Origin of the sequence: Streptomyces shinuiensis (genome assembly GCF_043660855.1) — a bacterium.
In the GTDB taxonomy this organism is placed as follows: Bacteria; Actinomycetota; Actinomycetes; order Streptomycetales; family Streptomycetaceae; genus Streptomyces.
The window spans coordinates 1,263,717-1,281,815 of the sequence record NZ_JBIHML010000001.1 but is presented as its reverse complement, the minus strand read 5'-3'; the positions used below and the strand labels follow the sequence as shown (position 1 = coordinate 1,281,815).

Here is an 18,099-nt window from a genome sequence, read left to right as displayed (position 1 = left end):
GTCATGACCACGAGCCCGCCTTCACGCACCAGTGCACGTACCGGGGCACGCACCAGGCAGCGCACCCGCCCGCTCTCCGCGGAGGAACTGCGGCAGGAGGTCGCGGCGGCGATCGGCCTGTCGCCCGAGGCCGTCCCCGATGACGCGCACCTGGTCCACCTCGGACTCGGCTCCCTGGAGATGATGCGCCTGGTCACCCGCTGGCGCAGACAGGGGATCACCGCCGACTTCGCCGAACTCGCAGGCTCCCCCACACTCGACGCCTGGCACCGGCACCTGACCGCGGCCTGGGCCGCACGCGCCCCGGGGGTGGAGTGATGGGCGCCCTGCTGGTCCGCGGAGGTGTCCTCTACCCCGCGGACGCCACCGACCGGGTCGTCCCGGACGGCGCGGTGCTCGCCGAGGACGGGGTGATCGTCGCAGCCGGTCCGCTCGCCCGGGTCGAGGCGGCGATCGAGCCGCGGCACCGGGCCGGCCTGCGGACCATCGACGCGACGGACCGGATGATTTTGCCCGGCTTCGTCAACGCGCACTGGCACGAGATGTTCGCGATGCGCTTCCCCTTCAAGGGAGCGCTGCGTTCGGCCTCCGACCGGGACGACAAACCGGTGTTCATGGCGCTGGGCGGCGACGTACCGCAGATCTCCGTGGTCTTCGACGCCTTCCACGCCCACATCGACCGGCTCACCTTCGACGAGGCCCGCGCCATCGCCCGCTACTCGATGTGGACCCAACTGCGCTCCGGCGTCACCGCACTGGGCGATGTCGGCTCCCTCAACAAGCCCCAGGCCCTGGTCCAGGCCGCCCGGGAGCTGGGGATGCGCTGCACCGTGAGCACCTGGGCCGCCGACACGGTCTGCGCTCCCGGGGACAGCCGCTTCAGGCGCACACGTGACACCGACCTCGAACTCCAGCGCATCGAGGAACTCCTCGACGACTGCGCCAAGGATCCCGACGGCCTCGCACGGGCCTGGCCGACCGCGGTCTACGGCACCAACATGAGCGATGAGCTGGCCCTGGGCCTGGCGGACCTGGCGGCGCGCCACGACGTTCCGTTCGCCACCCATGTGGGCGCGCTGCGCAACGAGGCCGATGTGATGCTCGCCTACTACGGGGCCACCCCGGTACGGCGGTTCGCCGAGGCCGGGCTGCTCTCGAACCGGTTCATGGCGGTGCACTGCGGCTTCGCGGACGCCGGGGAGAGGGCGCTGCTGATCGGAGCCGGTGCGCACATCAGCCACTCGCCCGCCAAGTACGGGCAGGCCGGCGAGTCCACCGTCTCCGAGACCCGGATGATCCCGGAGTTCCGGCGGGCGGGCCTGGACGTGTCGGTGTCCACCGACGGCGCGGCCGTGCCGCTCGGCGGAATGCCGGAGGCCATGCGGGCGGTGTGGCAGCTCTACAACGAGATGTACGCCGACCCCACCGAGGTGCTGCCCACCGACGCCCTGGCGATGGCCACCCGGCTGCCCGCACGGGGCCTGGGCCTGGGAGAGCGGATCGGCAGCCTGGAACCGGGGAAGCAGGCCGACCTGCTGCTGGTCCCCGCCGACGACTGGCGCTACCTGCTCAACCCGCGGCCGCTGGAGGGCTTCCTCTCGCTCGGCGGGTCCATGGACGTGGACACCGTGATCGTCGGCGGCCGGGTTCTGCTGGAGGGCGGCCGCTCCACGGGGCCGGACGAGGACACCCTGGAGGCGGAGTACCTGGACGCCCTGTCCTCCTTCACGGTGCGCTGCCTGGGCGTGGACGCCGACGCGGTCGCGTCGCGGCTCAGACAGCGCACCGAGGCGACCGCCCGGCGCCGCCGGGCGGTCGCGTCACGCGGCGCGGGACGGGAGGAACGGCGATGAACGGGATGACGGCCGCCGACACCGGAGCGGTCCGCGGCGACGGCGAGGCCGGTGCCGGCGCGGCCATGCGCGGCAGGACCGCCCTGGTCACCGGGGCGGCGGGCGGCATCGGAGCGGCGGTGGCCAGGGCGCTGACCGCGGCCGGCGCCAAGGTCGCGCTGCTCGACGCCGACCGGGATGCCCTGGAGCCGCTGGTGAAGGAACTCGACCAGGGGAGGGGGAACGTGCTCGCGCTGGGCGCGGATGTGCGTTCCAGCGCCGAGGTGGACGCGGCGGTGGACCGCGCCGAATCCGAACTCGGCCCCCTGGACCACCTGGTGAACGCCGCCGGGGTGCTGAGGACCGGGGAGGTCACCGGGTTCAGCGACGAGGACTGGGACCTCACCTTCGCGGTCAACGCCACCGGGGTCTTCCACGTCAGCAGGGCGGTCGCCGACCGGATGGTACGGCGGCGGTCCGGGGCGGTGGTGACCGTCGCCTCGAACGCGGCGGGCGTCCCGCGCTGGAACATGGCGGCCTACGCGGCGTCGAAGGCCGCGGCGACCAGCTTCACCCGGACCCTGGGCCTGGAGCTGGCCCGGTACGGCATCCGCTGCAACATCGTCGCCCCCGGTTCCACCGAGACCCCGATGCTCACCTCGATGCACTCGGGGGGCGACGCCGCGAGACCCTCCGTCGAGGGCTCGCCGGCCACCTACCGGGTGGGCATCCCGCTGGGCCGGCTCGCCCAGCCCGAGGACATCGCCCACGCGGTGCTCTTCCTGCTCTCCGAGCAGGCCTCGCACATCACCCTGCACGACCTCGTGGTGGACGGCGGCGCCGCGCTCGGAGCCTGAGCGCGTGCGCGCCGGGCGCCGCCGCCCGGCGCGCCGCCCCGTGCCCCCCGGCGGAGGGCCGTGTCCGTCACCCCGCACCTCCCGCACACCGCATCACCTCACAATCCGCTCTGGAGTCGAAATGACGATCCCTCTCATCGAGTCGTATTCCATGCCGACCGAGGACGAACTACCGCGCAGCACCGCTCCCTGGACGGTGGATCCCGCGCGCGCGGCGCTGCTCCTGCACGATCTTCAGAACTACTTCCTCAGCCCGTTCGGCCACGGCGGACCGGACGAGGGCGGGCAGCAGCCGCTCAACGACCTGATGGACAACGCCGAAGCGCTGCGGCGGCGGTTCGCCGCGGCCGGTGCGCCCGTGTTCTACAGCGCCCAGCCCGGCGGGATGACCGACGAGCAGCGCGGGCTGCTCAAGGACTTCTGGGGGGCCGGGATGAGCGCGGACGAAGCGCACCGCGCCATCCCCGGCCGGATCGCCCCCACCCCCGGCGACCGGGTGCTCACCAAATGGCGGCCCAGCGCCTTCTGCCGCACCGATCTGCTCGGCCTGCTGCGCCGGGCCGGCCGCGACCAGCTCGTGATCTGCGGGGTGTACGCCCACGTCGGCATCCTGATGACCGCGCACGAGGGTTTCTCGCACGACATCCAGACCTTCGTGGTGAGCGATGCGATCGCCGACTTCTCCGCCAGGCGGCACCGGGAGACGCTCGACTACGTCGCCACCCGCTGCTCGGTCACGCTGTCCACCAGGGCCGTGCTCGACGCGATGGACGGGGGCCGGCCGTGACGGGCCTGCGGCTCCTGGAGCGGGTGCTGGGCGCCGACCCGCCGCCGTTCGCCCTGCTGCACAGGCCCGGATCCACCGGCCCCGACCGGATCGACCTGCTGATCGGCCGGGTCGCCGAACGCGAGCTGATCGCGGACATCCCGCTGCCGGCCGCGGACACGGCGACCGGGGCCCGTCACGAGGTGCTGGCCCTGCTGCCCTACCGGCAGATCCGTGAGCGCGGCTTCGCCTGCCCCGACGACGGGGCGCCGCTGCTCACCCTGACCGTGGACGACCAGGCGGTGCTGCCGCTGGAGGAGGTCCTCGGCCGGCTGCCCCGAACCCCCATCGACATGGACGAGGGCCGGTTCGACGCCGACGACGAGGAGTACGCGGCCCGGGTCCGCCGGATCCTCGCCGAGGAGATCGGGCGGGGCGCCGGGGCCAACTTCGTCATCAAGCGCTCCTTCACGGCACGGATCGCCGGCTGGTCCGCGCACACGGCGCTGTCCTTCTTCCGCCGGCTGGCGGGACGCGATCCGGGCAGCCACTGGTCCTTCGTCGTGTACACGGGGGACCGCACCTTCGTGGGCGCCTCGCCGGAGCGCCATGTGAGCCTGGACGCGGGCCGGGTGGTCATGAATCCCATCAGCGGCACCTACCGCTACCCGCCGGACGGCCCGGACCCGCAGGAGGTGCTGGCCTTCCTCGACGACCCCAAGGAGGCCAACGAGCTGTACATGGTCCTCGACGAGGAACTCAAGATGATGGGCCGGGTCTGCGACCGCGGCGGCCGGGTGACCGGGCCGGGCCTGAAGGAGATGGGCCGGCTCGCCCACACCGAGTACCTCATCGAGGGGCACAGCTCCCTGGACGTGCGGGAGATCCTGCGCGAGACGCTGTTCGCCCCGACCGTCACCGGCGGCCCCCTGGAAAGCGCCTGCGAGGTCATCAGCCGCCACGAACCGGAGGGGCGGGGCCACTATGCCGGGGTCGCGGCCCTGATCGGCCGGGACGAGGCGGGCGCCCGCCGGATGGACTCCGCCATCCTCATCCGTACGGCCGAGATCGACACGGCGGGGCGGGTGCGGATCCCGGTGGGTGCCACCCTGGTCCGCGACTCCGACCCGGCGGCCGAGGCGGCGGAGACCCGGGTGAAGGCCGCCGGACTGATCGAGGCGCTGCGGGCCCCGGCCGGCAAAGCCGTCGCGTCGTCCGGGAGAACGGAACCGATCACCGCGCATCCGGGGGTCCGTGCGGCGCTGGCGGCGCGCAACCGGCCGCTGGCGGGATTCTGGTTCCGGCGGCCCTACGAGCGGTTCCGGCCGGTGGCCGCACTCGCCGCCCGCAAGGTCCTGGTGATCGACGCCGAGGACACCTTCACGGCCATGGCGCGTCACATCCTCCAGGCGCAGGGGCTCCACATCGAGGTGCGCCGGCACGACGAACCGTTCCTGCTCGACGCGTACGACCTGGTCATAGTCGGGCCCGGCCCGGGGGACCCGAGGGACACCGCCGATCCCAAGATCGGCCGGCTGCGCCGGGTGACCGGGGAACTCCTGGAGAGCGGCATTCCGTTCCTGTCCGTCTGCCTCGGGCACCAGGTGCTCAGCACGCTGCTCGGGCTCCCGCTGGTCCGGCACCCGGTGCCCAACCAGGGGGTGCAGCGCACGATCGACTGCTTCGGCCGCAGCGAACCGGTGGGCTTCTACAACACCTTCGCAGCCCGCAGCACACAGGACCTGATCGCCTGCCAGGCCCGCGGCGGCCCGGTCCGGGTGTTCCGCGAGGAGGACGGTGAGGTGCACGCCCTGCGGGGCCCGGGCTTCGCCTCAGTGCAGTTCCACCCCGCCTCGGTGCTGACCCGGCGCGGCCCCGAGCTGCTCGGCGAGCTGCTCGCGGACCTGCTCGGAGAGGTAACAGGCCCTAATCGGCCGTCCGTTGCCCCGGCGCTGATACCTGCATACCGTTTTTAGCGGTAACAGGGCCGAATCCGGCCGGATTCTGCCGCCCAGTCCGCAGGGCCGGCGCTCCACCACTCCACTCAGGAAGGAACCGTCCGATGCGCTTCGAAAACATCTGGATCGCCGGCACCGGAGGAACCCTCGGTGTGTCCGAGCCGGTGGCCGCGGCGGTCGCCGACGGCTCGTATTCGGCCGAGGCGGCCGCGAGCACCGGGATGGTCAGCTACGCGAGATCCGAGGAGGCGCCGCCCCGGATGGCGGTGACCGCGGGCCGTCAGGCCGTCAAGGAGGCGGAGGAGAAGGGAGCGCGGATCGGCGACGACACCGTCCTGCTGCACAGCCACGGCCACTTCCAGGGCATCGAGATGTGGCCGGCCGCCTGCTGGATCGCCCGGGAACTGCTCGGCCCGAGCCTCGACAGCATGCCGATGACCGTCAACGCCTGGTCGAACGGGACACTGGCCGCGCTCGACGTGGCGGCCGCCACGCTGACCGCCCGCCCGGACGTCCCGTCCGCCCTGATCACTCTGGCGGACCGCTTCGCTCCCCCCGCCGACCGCTGGTACACCTCGCCCGGAATGGTCTTCGGGGACGGCGCGGCGGCCGGGGTGGTCACCCGTGACACCGGGCGGCTGCGGCTGCGCTCGCTGGTCAGCCGGACCGACACCGTCCTCGAGGGGCTCTCCCGGGGCTCCGAGCCCTTCCGCACCGCCCCCGCCGGGCAGCCGGACATGCGCCGCAGGACCCGCGAGTTCCTCGCCGCCGGCGAGGTGTCGCTGAAGGACGTGCACACCCGGACCGCCGCGTGCACCCGGAGCGTGGTCGGCCGCGCCCTGGACGAGGCCGGTGTCGCCACCGACGAGGTCGACTGGTTCCTGACCCCATTCGTCGGCCGGGCCCTGTACCGGGAGAGCTTCGTGCGCCCGCTCGGCCTCACCCCCCGCAACACCCTCCACGAACTCGGCCTGACCATCGGCCACCTGGGGCCCTGCGACCAGATGTACGGCCTCGACCACCTGCTCAGGCACGACCTGCTCGGCCGCGGGGACCGGATCCTCGTGCTCGGCACCGGCATGGGCTTCACCTTCTCGGCCGCGGTCCTCACCGCCGACGGGATCTGACCGGTCCGCACGCCGCCCGGCCGCCGGCCCCGTACGTCCCCCCGGCCGCGCGGGAGCCCGGCCGCACACCCCGACCCACACCACCCGCCCAGGAAAGGGACTGCACAGATGAGCCTGACCGACACCGCGTACGCCGCCCCGGACACCACGTCCACCCTGACCCACGGCTCCGCCCAGCTGCCCACCCCCGACACACTGCGTGCGCAGATACCGCTGTCCGCTCTCGCCCGCAAGACCACCGCCCGAGCCCGCCGCGACATCGCACGGGTGCTCACCGGCGTCGACGACCGCCTGATCGTCATCGCCGGCCCCTGCTCCGTGCACGACCCCGAAGCCGCGCTCGGCTACGCCGAGCGGCTTTCCGCGCTGGCCGCCGAGACCCGGGACGAACTGCTCCTGGTCATGCGGGTGTACGTGGAGAAGCCCCGCACCCGGGTCGGCTGGAAGGGACTGCTCAGCGATCCCCGCCTCGACGGTTCGCACGATCTGCCCAGCGGTGTGCGGCTGGCCCGGGGCCTCATGGCCCAGGTGGCCGGCGCGGGACTGCCGGTGGCCTGTGAGTTCCTCGACCCGATCGTCCCGCACTACCTGGCCGACGCGGTCTCCTGGGGCGCGATCGGGGCCCGCACGGTGCAGAGCCAGGTGCACCGCCAGCTGACCAGCGGCCTCGCCATGCCGATCGGGTTCAAGAACACCACCGGCGGCGGCGTCCGGGACGCCGTGGACGCCATCGTCTCCGCCTCGCACCCGCACGTGTACCCCGGCATCGGAGGCGACGGCCGGGCGACCGTGGTGACCACCGAGGGGAACCCCGGCGGGCACGTGGTGCTGCGCGGCGGCTCCGAGGGGCCCAACTACGGTCCCGGGCCCGTCGCCGCCGCACTGGCGCAGCTGGCCGCCGCCGGACTGCCGCAGCAGCTGATCGTCGACGCCAGCCACGGCAACAGCAACAAGGACCACGAGCTGCAGCCGGCCGTCGTCGGCGACATCGCCCGGCGGATCGCCGCCGGCGAGGAGGGGATCGCCGGCGCCATGATCGAGAGCTTCCTCGTCCCCGGGCGGCAGGACCTCGAACTCGGCAGGAGCGGCGGCCTCGTCTACGGACAGAGCATCACCGACGCCTGTGTGGGATGGCAGACCACCGTCCGCATGGTGGAGGAACTGGCCGCCGCGGTCTCCGCACGCCGCGCGGCCCGGCCCGCGTCCCGCTAGGCGCCCGGCCGTCCGCACACCCCGGGCGACGCCCGGCGAGATCCCGAACAGCGTTCGGCCGAGCGGCCGAACAGAACCCGAGAGGAACCAATGCCGTGGCTGTAACCACGAGTTCGTCCCTGCCGCTGGCGCGCGTCCTGGACGGCGCGCGGTCCGGGGCACTGCGACGGCGGGACGTCGCCGTCCCCGAGGCCGCCGCCGAACGGCCCGAGGAGTACGCGACGGCCGCCCTGGCGGCCCTCGTCCACCGCTACACCGGAGAGACCGATCTGCTGATAGGCCGCCGGCGGCAGCCGGACGCCGTCGAACCGCTCGCGATACGCGTGGAGCGCGGAACCACCGTGGGGGAGCTGCTGCGGGCCGTGCCCGAGGCGTCCGTCGCGGCCGCGCAGACCACCGGGCGTCCGGCGCACGCGGCGGTCGACACCGCCGCCTCCGCCTCCCGGGCGCTCGCCGCCCTGACTCTCTCGGCATCCGGCGCGGGCTTCGAACTGGCCATGGACGGAGGCGAGTTCGACGAGGCGGCGGCCGATCAGTACGCCAGCCACCTGGAACGGGTGGTCGCCGCGCTGGCCGGCGACCCCGACGTCCCCGTCCGGGACATCCCCCTGCTCACCGAGGACGAGAGCCGCCGGATCCTGGTGGAGCGGAACGACACCGCGGGGCCGGTGCCGCCGCCCTACTTCCACGAACTGGTCACCGAGTCCGCGCGGTGCACCCCCGACGCGGTGGCGGTGACCCTCCCCGGCGCCCGGCTGACGTACCGTGAACTCGACGGGCGCGCCAACCAGCTCGCCCACCGGCTCACCGCCCGCGGCGTACGCCCCGGCAACCGGGTGGGAGTCTGCTTCCCGCGCGGCGCGGAGAGCCTGATAGCCCAGCTGGCCTGCTTCAAGCTGGCCTGTGCGGCGATCCTGCTCGACAGCGACTTCCCCGCCGACCGCATCCGCTACATGACCGAGGACGCCTCGGCCGCGGTCGTGCTGACCCTCGCCGAGCACGAGCCGAAGATCGGCGGCATCGCCCCGGTGATCGCGCTGGACACCGATGACTGGCGGACCGAGCCGGCCACCGAGGTCAGCGAGCCGGTCGGCGCGGACGACCTGATCCACATCTGCTACACCTCCGGATCCACCGGAGCCCCCAAGGCGGTCATGGTCCGCTTCGGCGCCGCCCGCAACCTGATCCACAGCATGGCCGAACTGTGCGGGATGACCAGCGAGTCCCAGGGCACCTGGCTGGCCGCCCCCGGCTACGGGATGATCGAGGTCGAGTGCTTCCCGGTGCTCGCCCGCGGCGGCACCGTGCACATCCCCGACGTGTCGGTGGTCTCCTCCGAGTACCGCCTCCAGGAGTGGTTCCTGCGCGAGGGGATCACCACCACCCTGCTCATGAAGCCGATGGCCGAGCGGCTGTGGCGCCTTGAGTGGCCCGAGGACACGCCGCTGGAGAACATCCGGGTCTGCGGTGAGCGCATCCAGTCCTGGCCCCCGGCCGGACTGCCGTTCCGGCTGATCAACCTGTACGGCTCCGCGGAGGCCACCGTCGTCGCCAGCTGCGACATCACCGAACTCGGTGAGCGGCTCGGCGAGCAGGGCCGGGCCCGCCGGCTGCCGCCGATCGGCAGGCCCACCACCAACGTCACCATCTACGTCCTCGACGAGGACCTGCGGCCGCTGCCGCCGGGCCTGGTCGGCGAGCTGTGCATCGCCGGCGTCAGCCTCTCGGCCGGCTATCTCAACCGACCGGAGGCCACCGCCGAGAAGTGGATCGCCAACCCCGTCGACCCCGCCCAACACCCTGTCATGTACCGCACCGGCGACCTGGCCAGGTACTGGCCCGACGGCAGCATCGAGATCGTCGGCCGCACCGACAACCAGGTCAAGGTGCGCGGAAACCGGGTCCACCTCGGTGAGATCGAGGTGGTGCTCACCAAACTGCCGGGGGTCCGGCAGGCCGCGGTGCTCGCCCGCCAGGACGGCAGGGGAGACGTGCGGCTGACCGCTTACATCGAACCCGGCCTCGACCCCGCCCCCTCGGTGCGAGACATCCGCCGGGGCCTGGCCCAGCGGCTGCCGTCCTTCATGGTGCCGGCCGCCTATGTCATCGGCGGGCTCCCCACCAGCACCAACGGGAAGATCGACCGCGCCGCGCTGCCCGAGCCGCCGCGCTCCCGTCCGGAGATGGACACCCCGTACCAGGTGCCCAGCGGGGAGGTCGAGGAGTCGCTGCACGAGCTGTGGATGGAGATCCTGGAACTCGACGGGGTGGGGGTGCACGACAACTTCTTCGAACTGGGCGGGGATTCGCTGCGCGCGGCCACCCTGACCGAACTGGTCCGCAAGCGGTACGCGGTGGACATCGAGATCGTCGACCTCTTCGACGAGCCGACCGTGGCGAAGATGGCCGGGCTGGTGAGCCGGAGCGCCGCCGCGGCCCGGTCCTGACCTGACCGGCGCCGCACGCGCCACCGGCATGCACGGCCCCGGCGCACCCGGCGGCGGCCCCGCTCCGTTGCGGGGACGCCGTCCGCCGGCCCGGGCGGGCGCGGCGCCGGCTTCCAGGGCCACGACCGGGCCCCGGAAGCCGGCGTCCGCCGTTTCCCGCCGGGCCCGGGCCGCCGCCGTATCACTTCGATAAGGAGCCCGCTCCGCAGGCCCGTTGAAAGGGAAGAGGCGGCTGAATAGCTTTTCCGCTGTGCCAGCGGTATCCGAATCAGCTGAAGGGGGTTTTATGAAGTTCGGGGTGTATCCGGCCTACATCGGCGGCCGGGATGTCATGGGTGACAACGCGCAGCTCGTTCACACGGTCACCGTTCGAACTCTTGTCGAGGACACTTTCCCCGGCCTGGAACTCAAACGCGACCTCGATCTCGGAATCCGCGATCCGTCCGGGGCCGGGGACCGCGTCGCCGGGGCCTGCGTCGTCGCCGACGACGACATGGCGGCCCAGGCCCTCCGGGCCGCGGCGGAGGCCGCCCCCCGGTGGCGCCGTGTGCCGCTCGCCGACCGGATCGAGATCGGCCACCTCATCGCGCAGCGCCTTCTGGAGCACCGCGACCGGCTCGTCGAGATCCTCGTGGCCGAGGGCACGCCGCGGTCCGCGGCCGAGGGAATGGTCACCGGAATCCCGTTCACCAGCTGGAGCCGGGAGACACTCGGGTTCTGCGCCGACCAGATGGAGTTCCGACGCCACGACGGCGAGCGCGAGATGATCCTGCGCCGGATACCCGACGGGGTCGTCTGCATCAACCCTCCGCAGAACGCCGCGGCCGTCAACGCGCTCAACGGTCTCACCGCCCTCCTGGCCGGCAACACCATGGTGGTCCGGGCACCCAGGGGCGTCGCGCTCAGCTGCATGTACGCGATGCGGGAAATCGTGGCGCCCGTGCTGGAGGAGGCGGGCGCGCCGCCGGGCACGCTCAACGCCCTGTGCGGACCGCCCATGCTGGACACCTGGCTGGCCAGCGAACACGTCGACGACGTCCTCTACTTCGGCGGCAGCAGAAAGGGCCTCGAATTCGAGCGCGACTGCATAGCGGCGGGCAAGAAGCCGATCCTGGAACTCGCGGGCAACGACTGCTGCGTGGTGTGGCACGACGCCGACCTGGACGCGGCGGTGGAGAGCATCAGCCAGTTCTTCCTGAACTCCGGCCAGATCTGCAACGTGCCCAACCAGGTGATCGCACACCCCGCGATCGCGGACGAGCTCATCGAGCGGCTGGTCGTGGCGACGCGGAAGATCCGGCCCGGATATCCGCACGAAGAGGACGTGGTGCTCACCCCCGTCCTCGGGGCCGACTGGTTCTTCGGCTGCCTGAACGAGGCGCTCGCCAAGGGCGCGGAACTCGTCCACGGCGGACGCCGCCTCGAAGTGGACGGAACCCCCTCGGACACCGGTTTCTTCGTCGAGCCGAGCATCGTCAGGGTCGACGGGATCCAGGGCGCCAGGGAACTGTCGGTGGTCCGCGACGAGACCTTCTTCCCGCTGCTGCCGATCATCGTGCCCGAGGCCGGCACCCCGGACGACGCGCTCCTCGAACAGGTCCTGGACTTCGTGAACACCAACGCCTACGGCCTGCGCAACTCCTGCTGGTCGACGGACGACTCGATGATCCGGCGGTTCCTCGAAGGAGTCGGCAACGGCGGCAACCTGAAGATCAACGACTCGCACAGCGGCTTCGTCCCCTTCCTGCCCAACCAGGGCGGGCCCGGCCTCACCGGCGGTGCCTTCGGGGAGGCGAGCCACCCCATGCTGCGCACCACCCGCCTCCAGGCCGTCAGCATCGTCCGCCCGTCGGCAGACAAGGAGCAGGGCTCATGACATCCCGCACGCTGAAAGCCACGGTGGCGGCACCGGCCGCCGACGTGATCAGGCTTCTGGGCGACGACCTCGCCTTCGCCTCGTACGCCGACGACATCGTCTCCGTCTCCGACGCCGGCGACGGGCTGCGCCGATGGGTGCTCGCCTTCCGCGGCGGTACGGCGACATGGGTGCAGCGCAGCCGGTCGCAGACCGGCGGGCCGAAGCCGTACCGCATCGAGTTCGAGCAGGTGGAAGGGCAGTTCCAGCATCTGGAGGGCGCCTGGACGGCCGTGGACCTGCCCGACGGCTGCGAGATCGCGTTCGAGGTGCGCTACAGCACGAGCGTCCCCCACCTGGCAGGCGCGATCGACTCGGCCGTCGGCCGTGTGCTGGTCCGCGTCGCCCACCGGATCATGTCCGCCGTCGCCGGACCGGTGCGGATCACGGCCGGCGGGCGCCACCTGCGGGACCTGGCCACGGCGTGAGCGGTGGTCCGGACGGGAAGCCCGCGCCCCGCCGCCGGAAAGCAACCCACAAGGAGAAAAGGCACATGGACAACGTCTGTATCATAGGCGCCGGCTGGTCGGGTCTCGCCGCCTGCCAGGTACTGCACGAGCGCGGTATCGGCTTCGACTGCTACGAGGCCGGCTCCCAGGTCGGGGGCAACTGGCGCTACCTGAACGACAACGGCATGTCCTCGTCCTACCGGTCGCTGCACATCAACACCTCCCGGAAGATCTCGCAGTACCGCAGCTACCCCATGCCCGAGGACTACCCCCACTACCCCGACCACCGCCAGATCGCCCGGTACCTCGACGACTACGTCGACCACTTCGGCTTCCGGGACGCGATCGCCTTCCGGACGAAGGTCGTCCGCGTGGAACCGGCCGACGGCGGCGGCTGGAACGTGACGGCGCGCCACCGCGACACCGGGGAGGAGACCACCCGCCACTACGGCTCGGTGCTGGTGGCCAACGGCCACCACTGGGACCCGCGTCTGCCCGAACCCGCCTTCCCCGGAGCGGACGCCTTCACGGGCACCCAGATCCACTCCCACCACTACAAGGTGCCCGACGAGTACGCCGGCAAGAGGGTGGTCGTGCTGGGCTTCGGCAACTCGGCCTCCGACATCGCGGTGGAGGCCTCCACCGTCTCCGAGCGGACCTTCCTGTCCATGCGCCGCGGCGGATACGTCTTCCCCAAGTTCATGTTCGGCCGGGCCGGCGACGACCTCATCAGCCCCTTCCTGACCAGGGTGCTGCCCCGGGAGGTGCAGCGGTGGATCATGGCGGCCCTGCTGCGCCTGACGATCGGCAAGGTAACCGACTTCGGGCTGCCGAAGCCGGACCACAAGCTGTTCAACACCCACCCGACCGTCTCCGAGTCGCTGCTGCCCCGGCTCGGCCACGGCGGGATCGTGGTGAAGCCGAGCATCAGCCACTTCGACGGTGACACGGTGCACTTCACCGACGGCAGCAGCGAGGTCGTCGACGCGGTCGTCTACAGCACCGGCTACCGGGTCAGCTTCCCGTTCCTGGACGAATCCGTGATCGCGCCCACCGACAACGACGTCTCCCTGTTCCACCGCGTGGTCGACCCCCGCAACCCCGGCCTGTACTTCATCGGCCTCTTCCAGCCCCTGGGCGCCACCACCGTGCTGGCCGAGGCCCAGTCACACTGGGTGGCGGACCTGCTGGAGGGCAGGGCCGCGCTGCCGTCGACGGAGAAGATGCACCGGGAGATCGCCCGGTACAAGAAGAAGCTCACCGAGCGCTACGTGTCGTCCAAGCGCCACACCATGCAGGTGGACCACTACCCCTACCTGGCCGAGCTGCGCCAGGCGCGGCGCGAGGGAGCCAGACTCGCGAAGCCGGGCACCGGGGCCGCTGTGGCCCCCGCACGCGCCGGCCGCCGGCCGGAGGAGGTCTCGATCCGGATCGAGGCCGGCCCCGAGGCGGTGTGGGACCTGATCAGCGACGTGACGCGGATGGGCGAGTGGAGCCCCGAGTGCCGGCGCTGCTTCTGGCGCGGCGGCAAGCGCGGGGCCGGGGCCCGGTTCATCGGGATCAACCGTCGTGGCTGGGTCGTGTGGGTCACCTCCAACGAGGTCGAGGAGGCGGAGCGGGGCCGCTCCTTCGCCTTCCGCACCACCACCAACGGTGTGCGCTGGGGCTACCGCCTGGAACCGGACGGCGAGGGCACCTCGGTCACCGAGGTGTGGGACGTCTCCGGGCAGAGCGATGGACAGCGCAAACGAACCCGGTCCTTCGCCCAGATGCTGCTCGGCGGCCACGAGACGCACACCCGGGAGCTGCGCGACGGCATGCGCATGACGCTGGAGCGCGTCAGGGCAGCCGCCGAGCGACAGGCCGGCTCCCGGCCCGGCCGGGCCGGGGAGGGCTCCGGGGCACGCGCGGTGGAAGCGGTCCGGGTGGACGCCGCGGCATGAGGAACCGCGGCCCACACCGCCGTGCGTCATCCCCACCTCACGCGGGGATGACGCACGACGGTGTGGGCCTCCGCGTGGAGCACTACTTTGTGGGATGGGCGAGAGTGAGTTGAGTGATGACGGACAACATTCTGACCTGCGCGACGGTCGAGGAGTTCGCCGACTGGATGGAGAAGAACCACCGGGACGCCGACGAGATCTGGGTCGCCCTGCCCAAGAAGGGCACAGACGTTCCCTCGATCACCAGGTCCGAAGCACTGGACGTCGCCCTGTGCTACGGCTGGATCGACGGCAAGGCGTTCTCCGGGAACGTGCCGGACGGCTGGTGGGCCCAGCGCTTCTCCCCGCGCAGGCGCCGCAGCCCGTGGTCGAAGATCAATTGCGCCAAGGTGGAGAACCTCACCGCGGCCGGCCGGATGCGGCCGGCCGGGCTCGAGCAGGTCGAGCTGGCCAAGGCCGACGGGCGCTGGGCCGCGGCCTACGCCCCCCAGAGCACCGCGGAGGTCACACCTGACCTGCAGGCGGCCCTCGACGCGTCGCCGGCCGCGGCGGAGGCCTTCGACAAGCTCAGCAGGAGCAGCAGGTACCAGATCCTGCTCAACATCCAGAAGGCGGTGAAGCCCGAGACCCGGGCGCGCAGGATCGCCGTCTACGTCGAGCGCCTCGCGGCGGGAGAGCCGCCGCACGGGCCACGCAGGAAGCCGTGACGCCCCGGACCGCCGCAGCCCCGGCCGTGTGAACGGCCGGGGCTCACCCGTTCCCGGGCACCGCGGCCCGTGGCGGTACCGGCCGGCCCCGGACGCGAGCCGCGCGGCTCGCGTCCGGGGCCGGTCAGGCTCCGTCCCAGTCGACGGCGCCGTGCAGCCACGCCACCGCGTCGTGCAGTTCGTCCGGGGAGTGCCGGGCCAGGAGGGCGTTGCGCGCCAGGGCGCGGGCCCCGGCCGGGTGGTACAGCTCGGTGCCCATCCACCGTGCGGTCAGTGTCGTCCGTGCGGTGCGCTCCCGGCGCACGGCGTTGTACTTCTCCAGGCGCTGGGGTACGTCGCCGGGGTCGCAGCGCAGCAGCGAACCGAGCACCACCGCGTCCTCCAGGGCCATGCAGGCCCCCTGGGCGGCGTACTGGAGCATCGGGTGCGCGGCATCCCCCGCCAGGGCCACGCGGCCGTCCACCCAGGTCTCGACCGGGTTCCGGTCGCACAGCACCCAGACGCGCCAGTCGCGGCCCAGCTCCAGCAGCCGGCGTGCCGAGGCGTCCAGTCCGCGGAACTCGTCCATGACGTGGGCGGGGGTGGCGGGTTCCCCGGCGACCTCGTGGCGGGCGCCGTCGTCACGGGTGGCGGCGAGGTTGAGGAACGCACCGCCACCGATCGGATAGTGCACGAAGTGCCACCCGGGGCCCGCCCACAGGACCACGGCCCGGGACCGCAGGTGCTCGGGGACCTCGGACATCGGGATGACGGAGCGGTAGATGGTGTGCCCCGAGACGCGCGGCGGGCCGTCACCGACCAGCTCCCCGCGCACGGCGGAGCGCAGGCCGTCGGCACCGATGAGCATCTGCGCCGAGAAGCGCTCCCCGGAGGCGGTGACCGCCGCCACCTGTCCGCCGGACTGCCGGTAGCCGGTCACCCGCTGTCCGCCGAGCAGCTCCACGTCGGCCCGGCGGCAGCCGTCGAGCAGCGCCCGGTGCAGATCCGCGCGGTGCACCACGGCGTAGGGGTTGCCGAACCGGGTCCGGTAGGCGCCGGTCAGCGGCATGGCCGCGACGCGGTGCCCCGAGACACCGTCCATGAAGCGCAGTTCGTCGATGAAGTCGGCCCGGTCGGCCACGCCGTCGCGCACGCCCAGGGCCTCCAGGGCGTGGAAGGCGTTGGGCGCGAGCTGGATTCCGGCACCGATCTCGGTGAACTCGGGCCGGCTCTCCAGTACGGTCACCCGGTGTCCGCTGCGGGCCTGGCCCAGTGCGACCGCGAGGCCGCCTATGCCGCCGCCCGCGACGAGTGTGTGGATCATGATTCGTTCCCGTTCCTCTCCGCGTCCGAGTCCGGACGCCGCCGCGGCCGGCCCTCCAGGGGTGAGGACCGGCCGCTGTCGGAGGGCGGCGAAGCCGCCGATGGACTACTTGGCCGCCGCCGGAGCGCCGGCAGCCGCCCCGGTGTCCGCCGGCCGGGGCGCGGCGGCCTTCGGGCCCGCCGCCGGAGCGCCGGCCATGTGCCGCAGGCCGATGGCCGACACGGCGACGATGCCGGCGGAGAGTGCCGCGGTGAACCAGAAGGCCGCCTGGAAGCCGCCGATCGGGATGGCCCGTACCGCGCCCTGCGCCATGCCGGCGAGCACGACGCCCAGGGCCAGGCAGAGACCGACCCCCAACTGGCGGCTGGAGTTGTACAGGCCCGAGGCCAGGCCCATCTGCGGTCCGGCCACACCACTGGTGGCCGCGACGGCGGTGGTGATCATCATGACCGTCACACCGAGGCCGAGCAGCACACCGCCGGGCAGCACCACGAGCAGGTAGGAGCTCCCGGAAGTGACCTGCGCCAGCAGCACCGAGCCGGCGACCAGCAGCAGGCCGCCGCCGATCAGCACGTTGCGCGCGCCCAGCTTCCCGGTGAGCCGGACCACCGGGACGCTGGCCAGGAAGACCACGAACGCCTGCGGGAAGAAGGCGAGCCCGGTCTTGACCGCGGAGTAGCCGAGCACCTGCTGCAGGTACATGGTGATGAAGAAGGTCGAGACCGACATCACGCCGCCCGACAGGAAGGCGATGCCGTTTCCGGAGGACACCCCGCGGTTGCGGAAGATCGACAGCGGCACGAGCGGTGCGGAGACCCGGGTCTGCACCACCAGGAAGACGATCAGCAGCACGGTACCGGCCGCCAGCGAGGCCAGCACGTTCGTGGAGCCCCAGCCGGTGTCGGAGGCGGCGGTCAGGCCGTAGCTGAAGGCGCACATCGCGGAGGTGACCAGGACCGCTCCGGGCAGGTCGAGCCGTGCCGAGCGAGTGGTGTGGTGGTCCGCGACGAGCCGCCGGGCGGCGAGGGCCAGCAGGACGATTCCGACGGGGAGGTTCACCAGCATCACCGCGCGCCAGCTGATGTACTCGGTGAGCAGGCCGCCGGCCGCCACACCGCCGGAGAAGCCGGCCGAGGAGACCGCGCCGAAGACGCCCATCGCCTTCACGCGCTCCTTGCCCTCCGGGAAGCCGGCGGCGATCAGCGCCAGTACGGCGGGGGAGACGGCCGCGGCCGACAGGCCCTGCAGCGCCCGCGCGGCGACCAGGACGAAGGGGTCCGTGGCGAGGCCGCCGACCAGCGAGGCGAGGGTGAAGACCGAGAGACCGGACACGAAGAGCCGCTTGCGGCCGACGACGTCACCGGCCCGGCCGCCGAGCAGCAGGAAACCTCCGAAGAACAGCGCGTAGGCCCCCACGACCCACTGCAGTCCGCTGTCGGTGAAGCCGAGGTCGCGCTGCATGTTGCCGAGCGCGACATTCACGATGGCGAAGTCGAGGGCGAGCATGAACTGTGCGGAGCACAGTAGGAGGAGAGGCGGTCGCCCGCCGGTGTTGCCGGTCATGGATTTCCTTTCGTGGTGAC

Annotated in this window: 14 protein-coding genes; 12 read left to right on the top strand and 2 right to left on the bottom strand. The window is 72.4% G+C overall.

The annotated features are described in order from the left end of the window. Window positions 1–3 precede the first annotated feature (3 nt). The 12 genes from ACGRHY_RS05665 (at window position 4) to ACGRHY_RS05610 (ending at window position 15,213) form a co-directional block, all read left to right on the top strand. Window positions 4–318, top strand: a complete 315-nt coding sequence (locus ACGRHY_RS05665) for a phosphopantetheine-binding protein (protein ID WP_394634302.1) — start codon at window positions 4–6, stop codon at window positions 316–318. Further along, window positions 318–1,853 (top strand): amidohydrolase family protein, encoded by a 1,536-nt coding sequence (locus tag ACGRHY_RS05660; RefSeq protein WP_394634301.1) that lies wholly within the window; start codon window positions 318–320, stop codon window positions 1,851–1,853. Before ACGRHY_RS05665 ends, ACGRHY_RS05660 begins: the two co-directional genes overlap by 1 nt. A gap of 65 nt (window positions 1,854–1,918) precedes the next feature. Next, complete coding sequence (locus ACGRHY_RS05655) at window positions 1,919–2,689, top strand: 2,3-dihydro-2,3-dihydroxybenzoate dehydrogenase (protein WP_394637930.1); 771 nt, start codon at window positions 1,919–1,921, stop codon at window positions 2,687–2,689. A 121-nt stretch (window positions 2,690–2,810) separates the two neighbouring features. Further along, window positions 2,811–3,476: an isochorismatase family protein gene (locus tag ACGRHY_RS05650; RefSeq protein WP_394634300.1), complete on the top strand. Its 666-nt coding sequence runs from the start codon at window positions 2,811–2,813 to the stop codon at window positions 3,474–3,476. Further along, window positions 3,473–5,431 (top strand): chorismate-binding protein, encoded by a 1,959-nt coding sequence (locus ACGRHY_RS05645; protein WP_394634299.1) that lies wholly within the window; start codon window positions 3,473–3,475, stop codon window positions 5,429–5,431. The genes ACGRHY_RS05650 and ACGRHY_RS05645 overlap by 4 nt, the downstream gene beginning before the upstream one ends. 86 nt (window positions 5,432–5,517) lie before the next feature. Then, window positions 5,518–6,540, top strand: a complete 1,023-nt coding sequence (locus ACGRHY_RS05640) for a ketoacyl-ACP synthase III family protein (RefSeq protein ID WP_394634298.1) — start codon at window positions 5,518–5,520, stop codon at window positions 6,538–6,540. A gap of 108 nt (window positions 6,541–6,648) precedes the next feature. Further along, entirely contained in the window at window positions 6,649–7,752 is a 1,104-nt protein-coding gene (locus tag ACGRHY_RS05635) for a 3-deoxy-7-phosphoheptulonate synthase (RefSeq protein WP_394634297.1), read from the top strand. Between the two features lie 95 nt (window positions 7,753–7,847). Beyond that, entirely contained in the window at window positions 7,848–10,199 is a 2,352-nt protein-coding gene (locus ACGRHY_RS05630; RefSeq protein WP_394634296.1) for a non-ribosomal peptide synthetase, read from the top strand. Window positions 10,200–10,485: 286 nt separating this feature from the next. Further along, complete coding sequence (locus tag ACGRHY_RS05625) at window positions 10,486–12,075, top strand: aldehyde dehydrogenase family protein (protein ID WP_394634295.1); 1,590 nt, start codon at window positions 10,486–10,488, stop codon at window positions 12,073–12,075. Beyond that, window positions 12,072–12,542, top strand: coding sequence for a type II toxin-antitoxin system RatA family toxin (locus tag ACGRHY_RS05620; RefSeq protein WP_394634294.1), 471 nt, complete (start codon window positions 12,072–12,074; stop codon window positions 12,540–12,542). Before ACGRHY_RS05625 ends, ACGRHY_RS05620 begins: the two co-directional genes overlap by 4 nt. A 65-nt stretch (window positions 12,543–12,607) precedes the next feature. Continuing rightward, the gene (locus ACGRHY_RS05615; RefSeq protein ID WP_394634293.1) at window positions 12,608–14,506 is read left to right on the top strand and encodes an NAD(P)-binding domain-containing protein; all 1,899 of its coding nucleotides are present in this window, start codon (window positions 12,608–12,610) and stop codon (window positions 14,504–14,506) included. 116 nt (window positions 14,507–14,622) lie between these two features. Further along, window positions 14,623–15,213 (top strand): YdeI/OmpD-associated family protein, encoded by a 591-nt coding sequence (locus ACGRHY_RS05610; RefSeq protein ID WP_394634292.1) that lies wholly within the window; start codon window positions 14,623–14,625, stop codon window positions 15,211–15,213. Between the two features lie 124 nt (window positions 15,214–15,337). Here ACGRHY_RS05610 and ACGRHY_RS05605 read toward each other — a convergent pair whose 3' ends face one another. Continuing rightward, the gene (locus tag ACGRHY_RS05605; RefSeq protein WP_394634291.1) at window positions 15,338–16,516 is read right to left on the bottom strand and encodes an FAD-dependent monooxygenase; all 1,179 of its coding nucleotides are present in this window, start codon (window positions 16,514–16,516) and stop codon (window positions 15,338–15,340) included. Between the two features lie 105 nt (window positions 16,517–16,621). After that, the gene (locus tag ACGRHY_RS05600; RefSeq protein WP_394634290.1) at window positions 16,622–18,079 is read right to left on the bottom strand and encodes an MFS transporter; all 1,458 of its coding nucleotides are present in this window, start codon (window positions 18,077–18,079) and stop codon (window positions 16,622–16,624) included. Between the last annotated feature and the right edge of the window lie 20 nt (window positions 18,080–18,099).

What these genes read in the sequence shown, in the direction of transcription:
- ACGRHY_RS05660 (WP_394634301.1), top strand. Translation starts at nt 318, where the DNA reads ATGGGCGCCCTGCTGGTCCGCGGAGGTGTCCTCTACCCCGCGGACGCC.
- ACGRHY_RS05605 (WP_394634291.1), bottom strand. Translation starts at nt 16,516, where the DNA reads ATGATCCACACACTCGTCGCGGGCGGCGGCATAGGCGGCCTCGCGGTC.
- ACGRHY_RS05665 (WP_394634302.1), top strand. Translation starts at nt 4, where the DNA reads ATGACCACGAGCCCGCCTTCACGCACCAGTGCACGTACCGGGGCACGC.
- ACGRHY_RS05615 (WP_394634293.1), top strand. Translation starts at nt 12,608, where the DNA reads ATGGACAACGTCTGTATCATAGGCGCCGGCTGGTCGGGTCTCGCCGCC.
- ACGRHY_RS05625 (WP_394634295.1), top strand. Translation starts at nt 10,486, where the DNA reads ATGAAGTTCGGGGTGTATCCGGCCTACATCGGCGGCCGGGATGTCATG.
- ACGRHY_RS05650 (WP_394634300.1), top strand. Translation starts at nt 2,811, where the DNA reads ATGACGATCCCTCTCATCGAGTCGTATTCCATGCCGACCGAGGACGAA.
- ACGRHY_RS05635 (WP_394634297.1), top strand. Translation starts at nt 6,649, where the DNA reads ATGAGCCTGACCGACACCGCGTACGCCGCCCCGGACACCACGTCCACC.
- ACGRHY_RS05600 (WP_394634290.1), bottom strand. Translation starts at nt 18,079, where the DNA reads ATGACCGGCAACACCGGCGGGCGACCGCCTCTCCTCCTACTGTGCTCC.
- ACGRHY_RS05655 (WP_394637930.1), top strand. Translation starts at nt 1,919, where the DNA reads ATGCGCGGCAGGACCGCCCTGGTCACCGGGGCGGCGGGCGGCATCGGA.
- ACGRHY_RS05610 (WP_394634292.1), top strand. Translation starts at nt 14,623, where the DNA reads ATGACGGACAACATTCTGACCTGCGCGACGGTCGAGGAGTTCGCCGAC.
- ACGRHY_RS05640 (WP_394634298.1), top strand. Translation starts at nt 5,518, where the DNA reads ATGCGCTTCGAAAACATCTGGATCGCCGGCACCGGAGGAACCCTCGGT.
- ACGRHY_RS05620 (WP_394634294.1), top strand. Translation starts at nt 12,072, where the DNA reads ATGACATCCCGCACGCTGAAAGCCACGGTGGCGGCACCGGCCGCCGAC.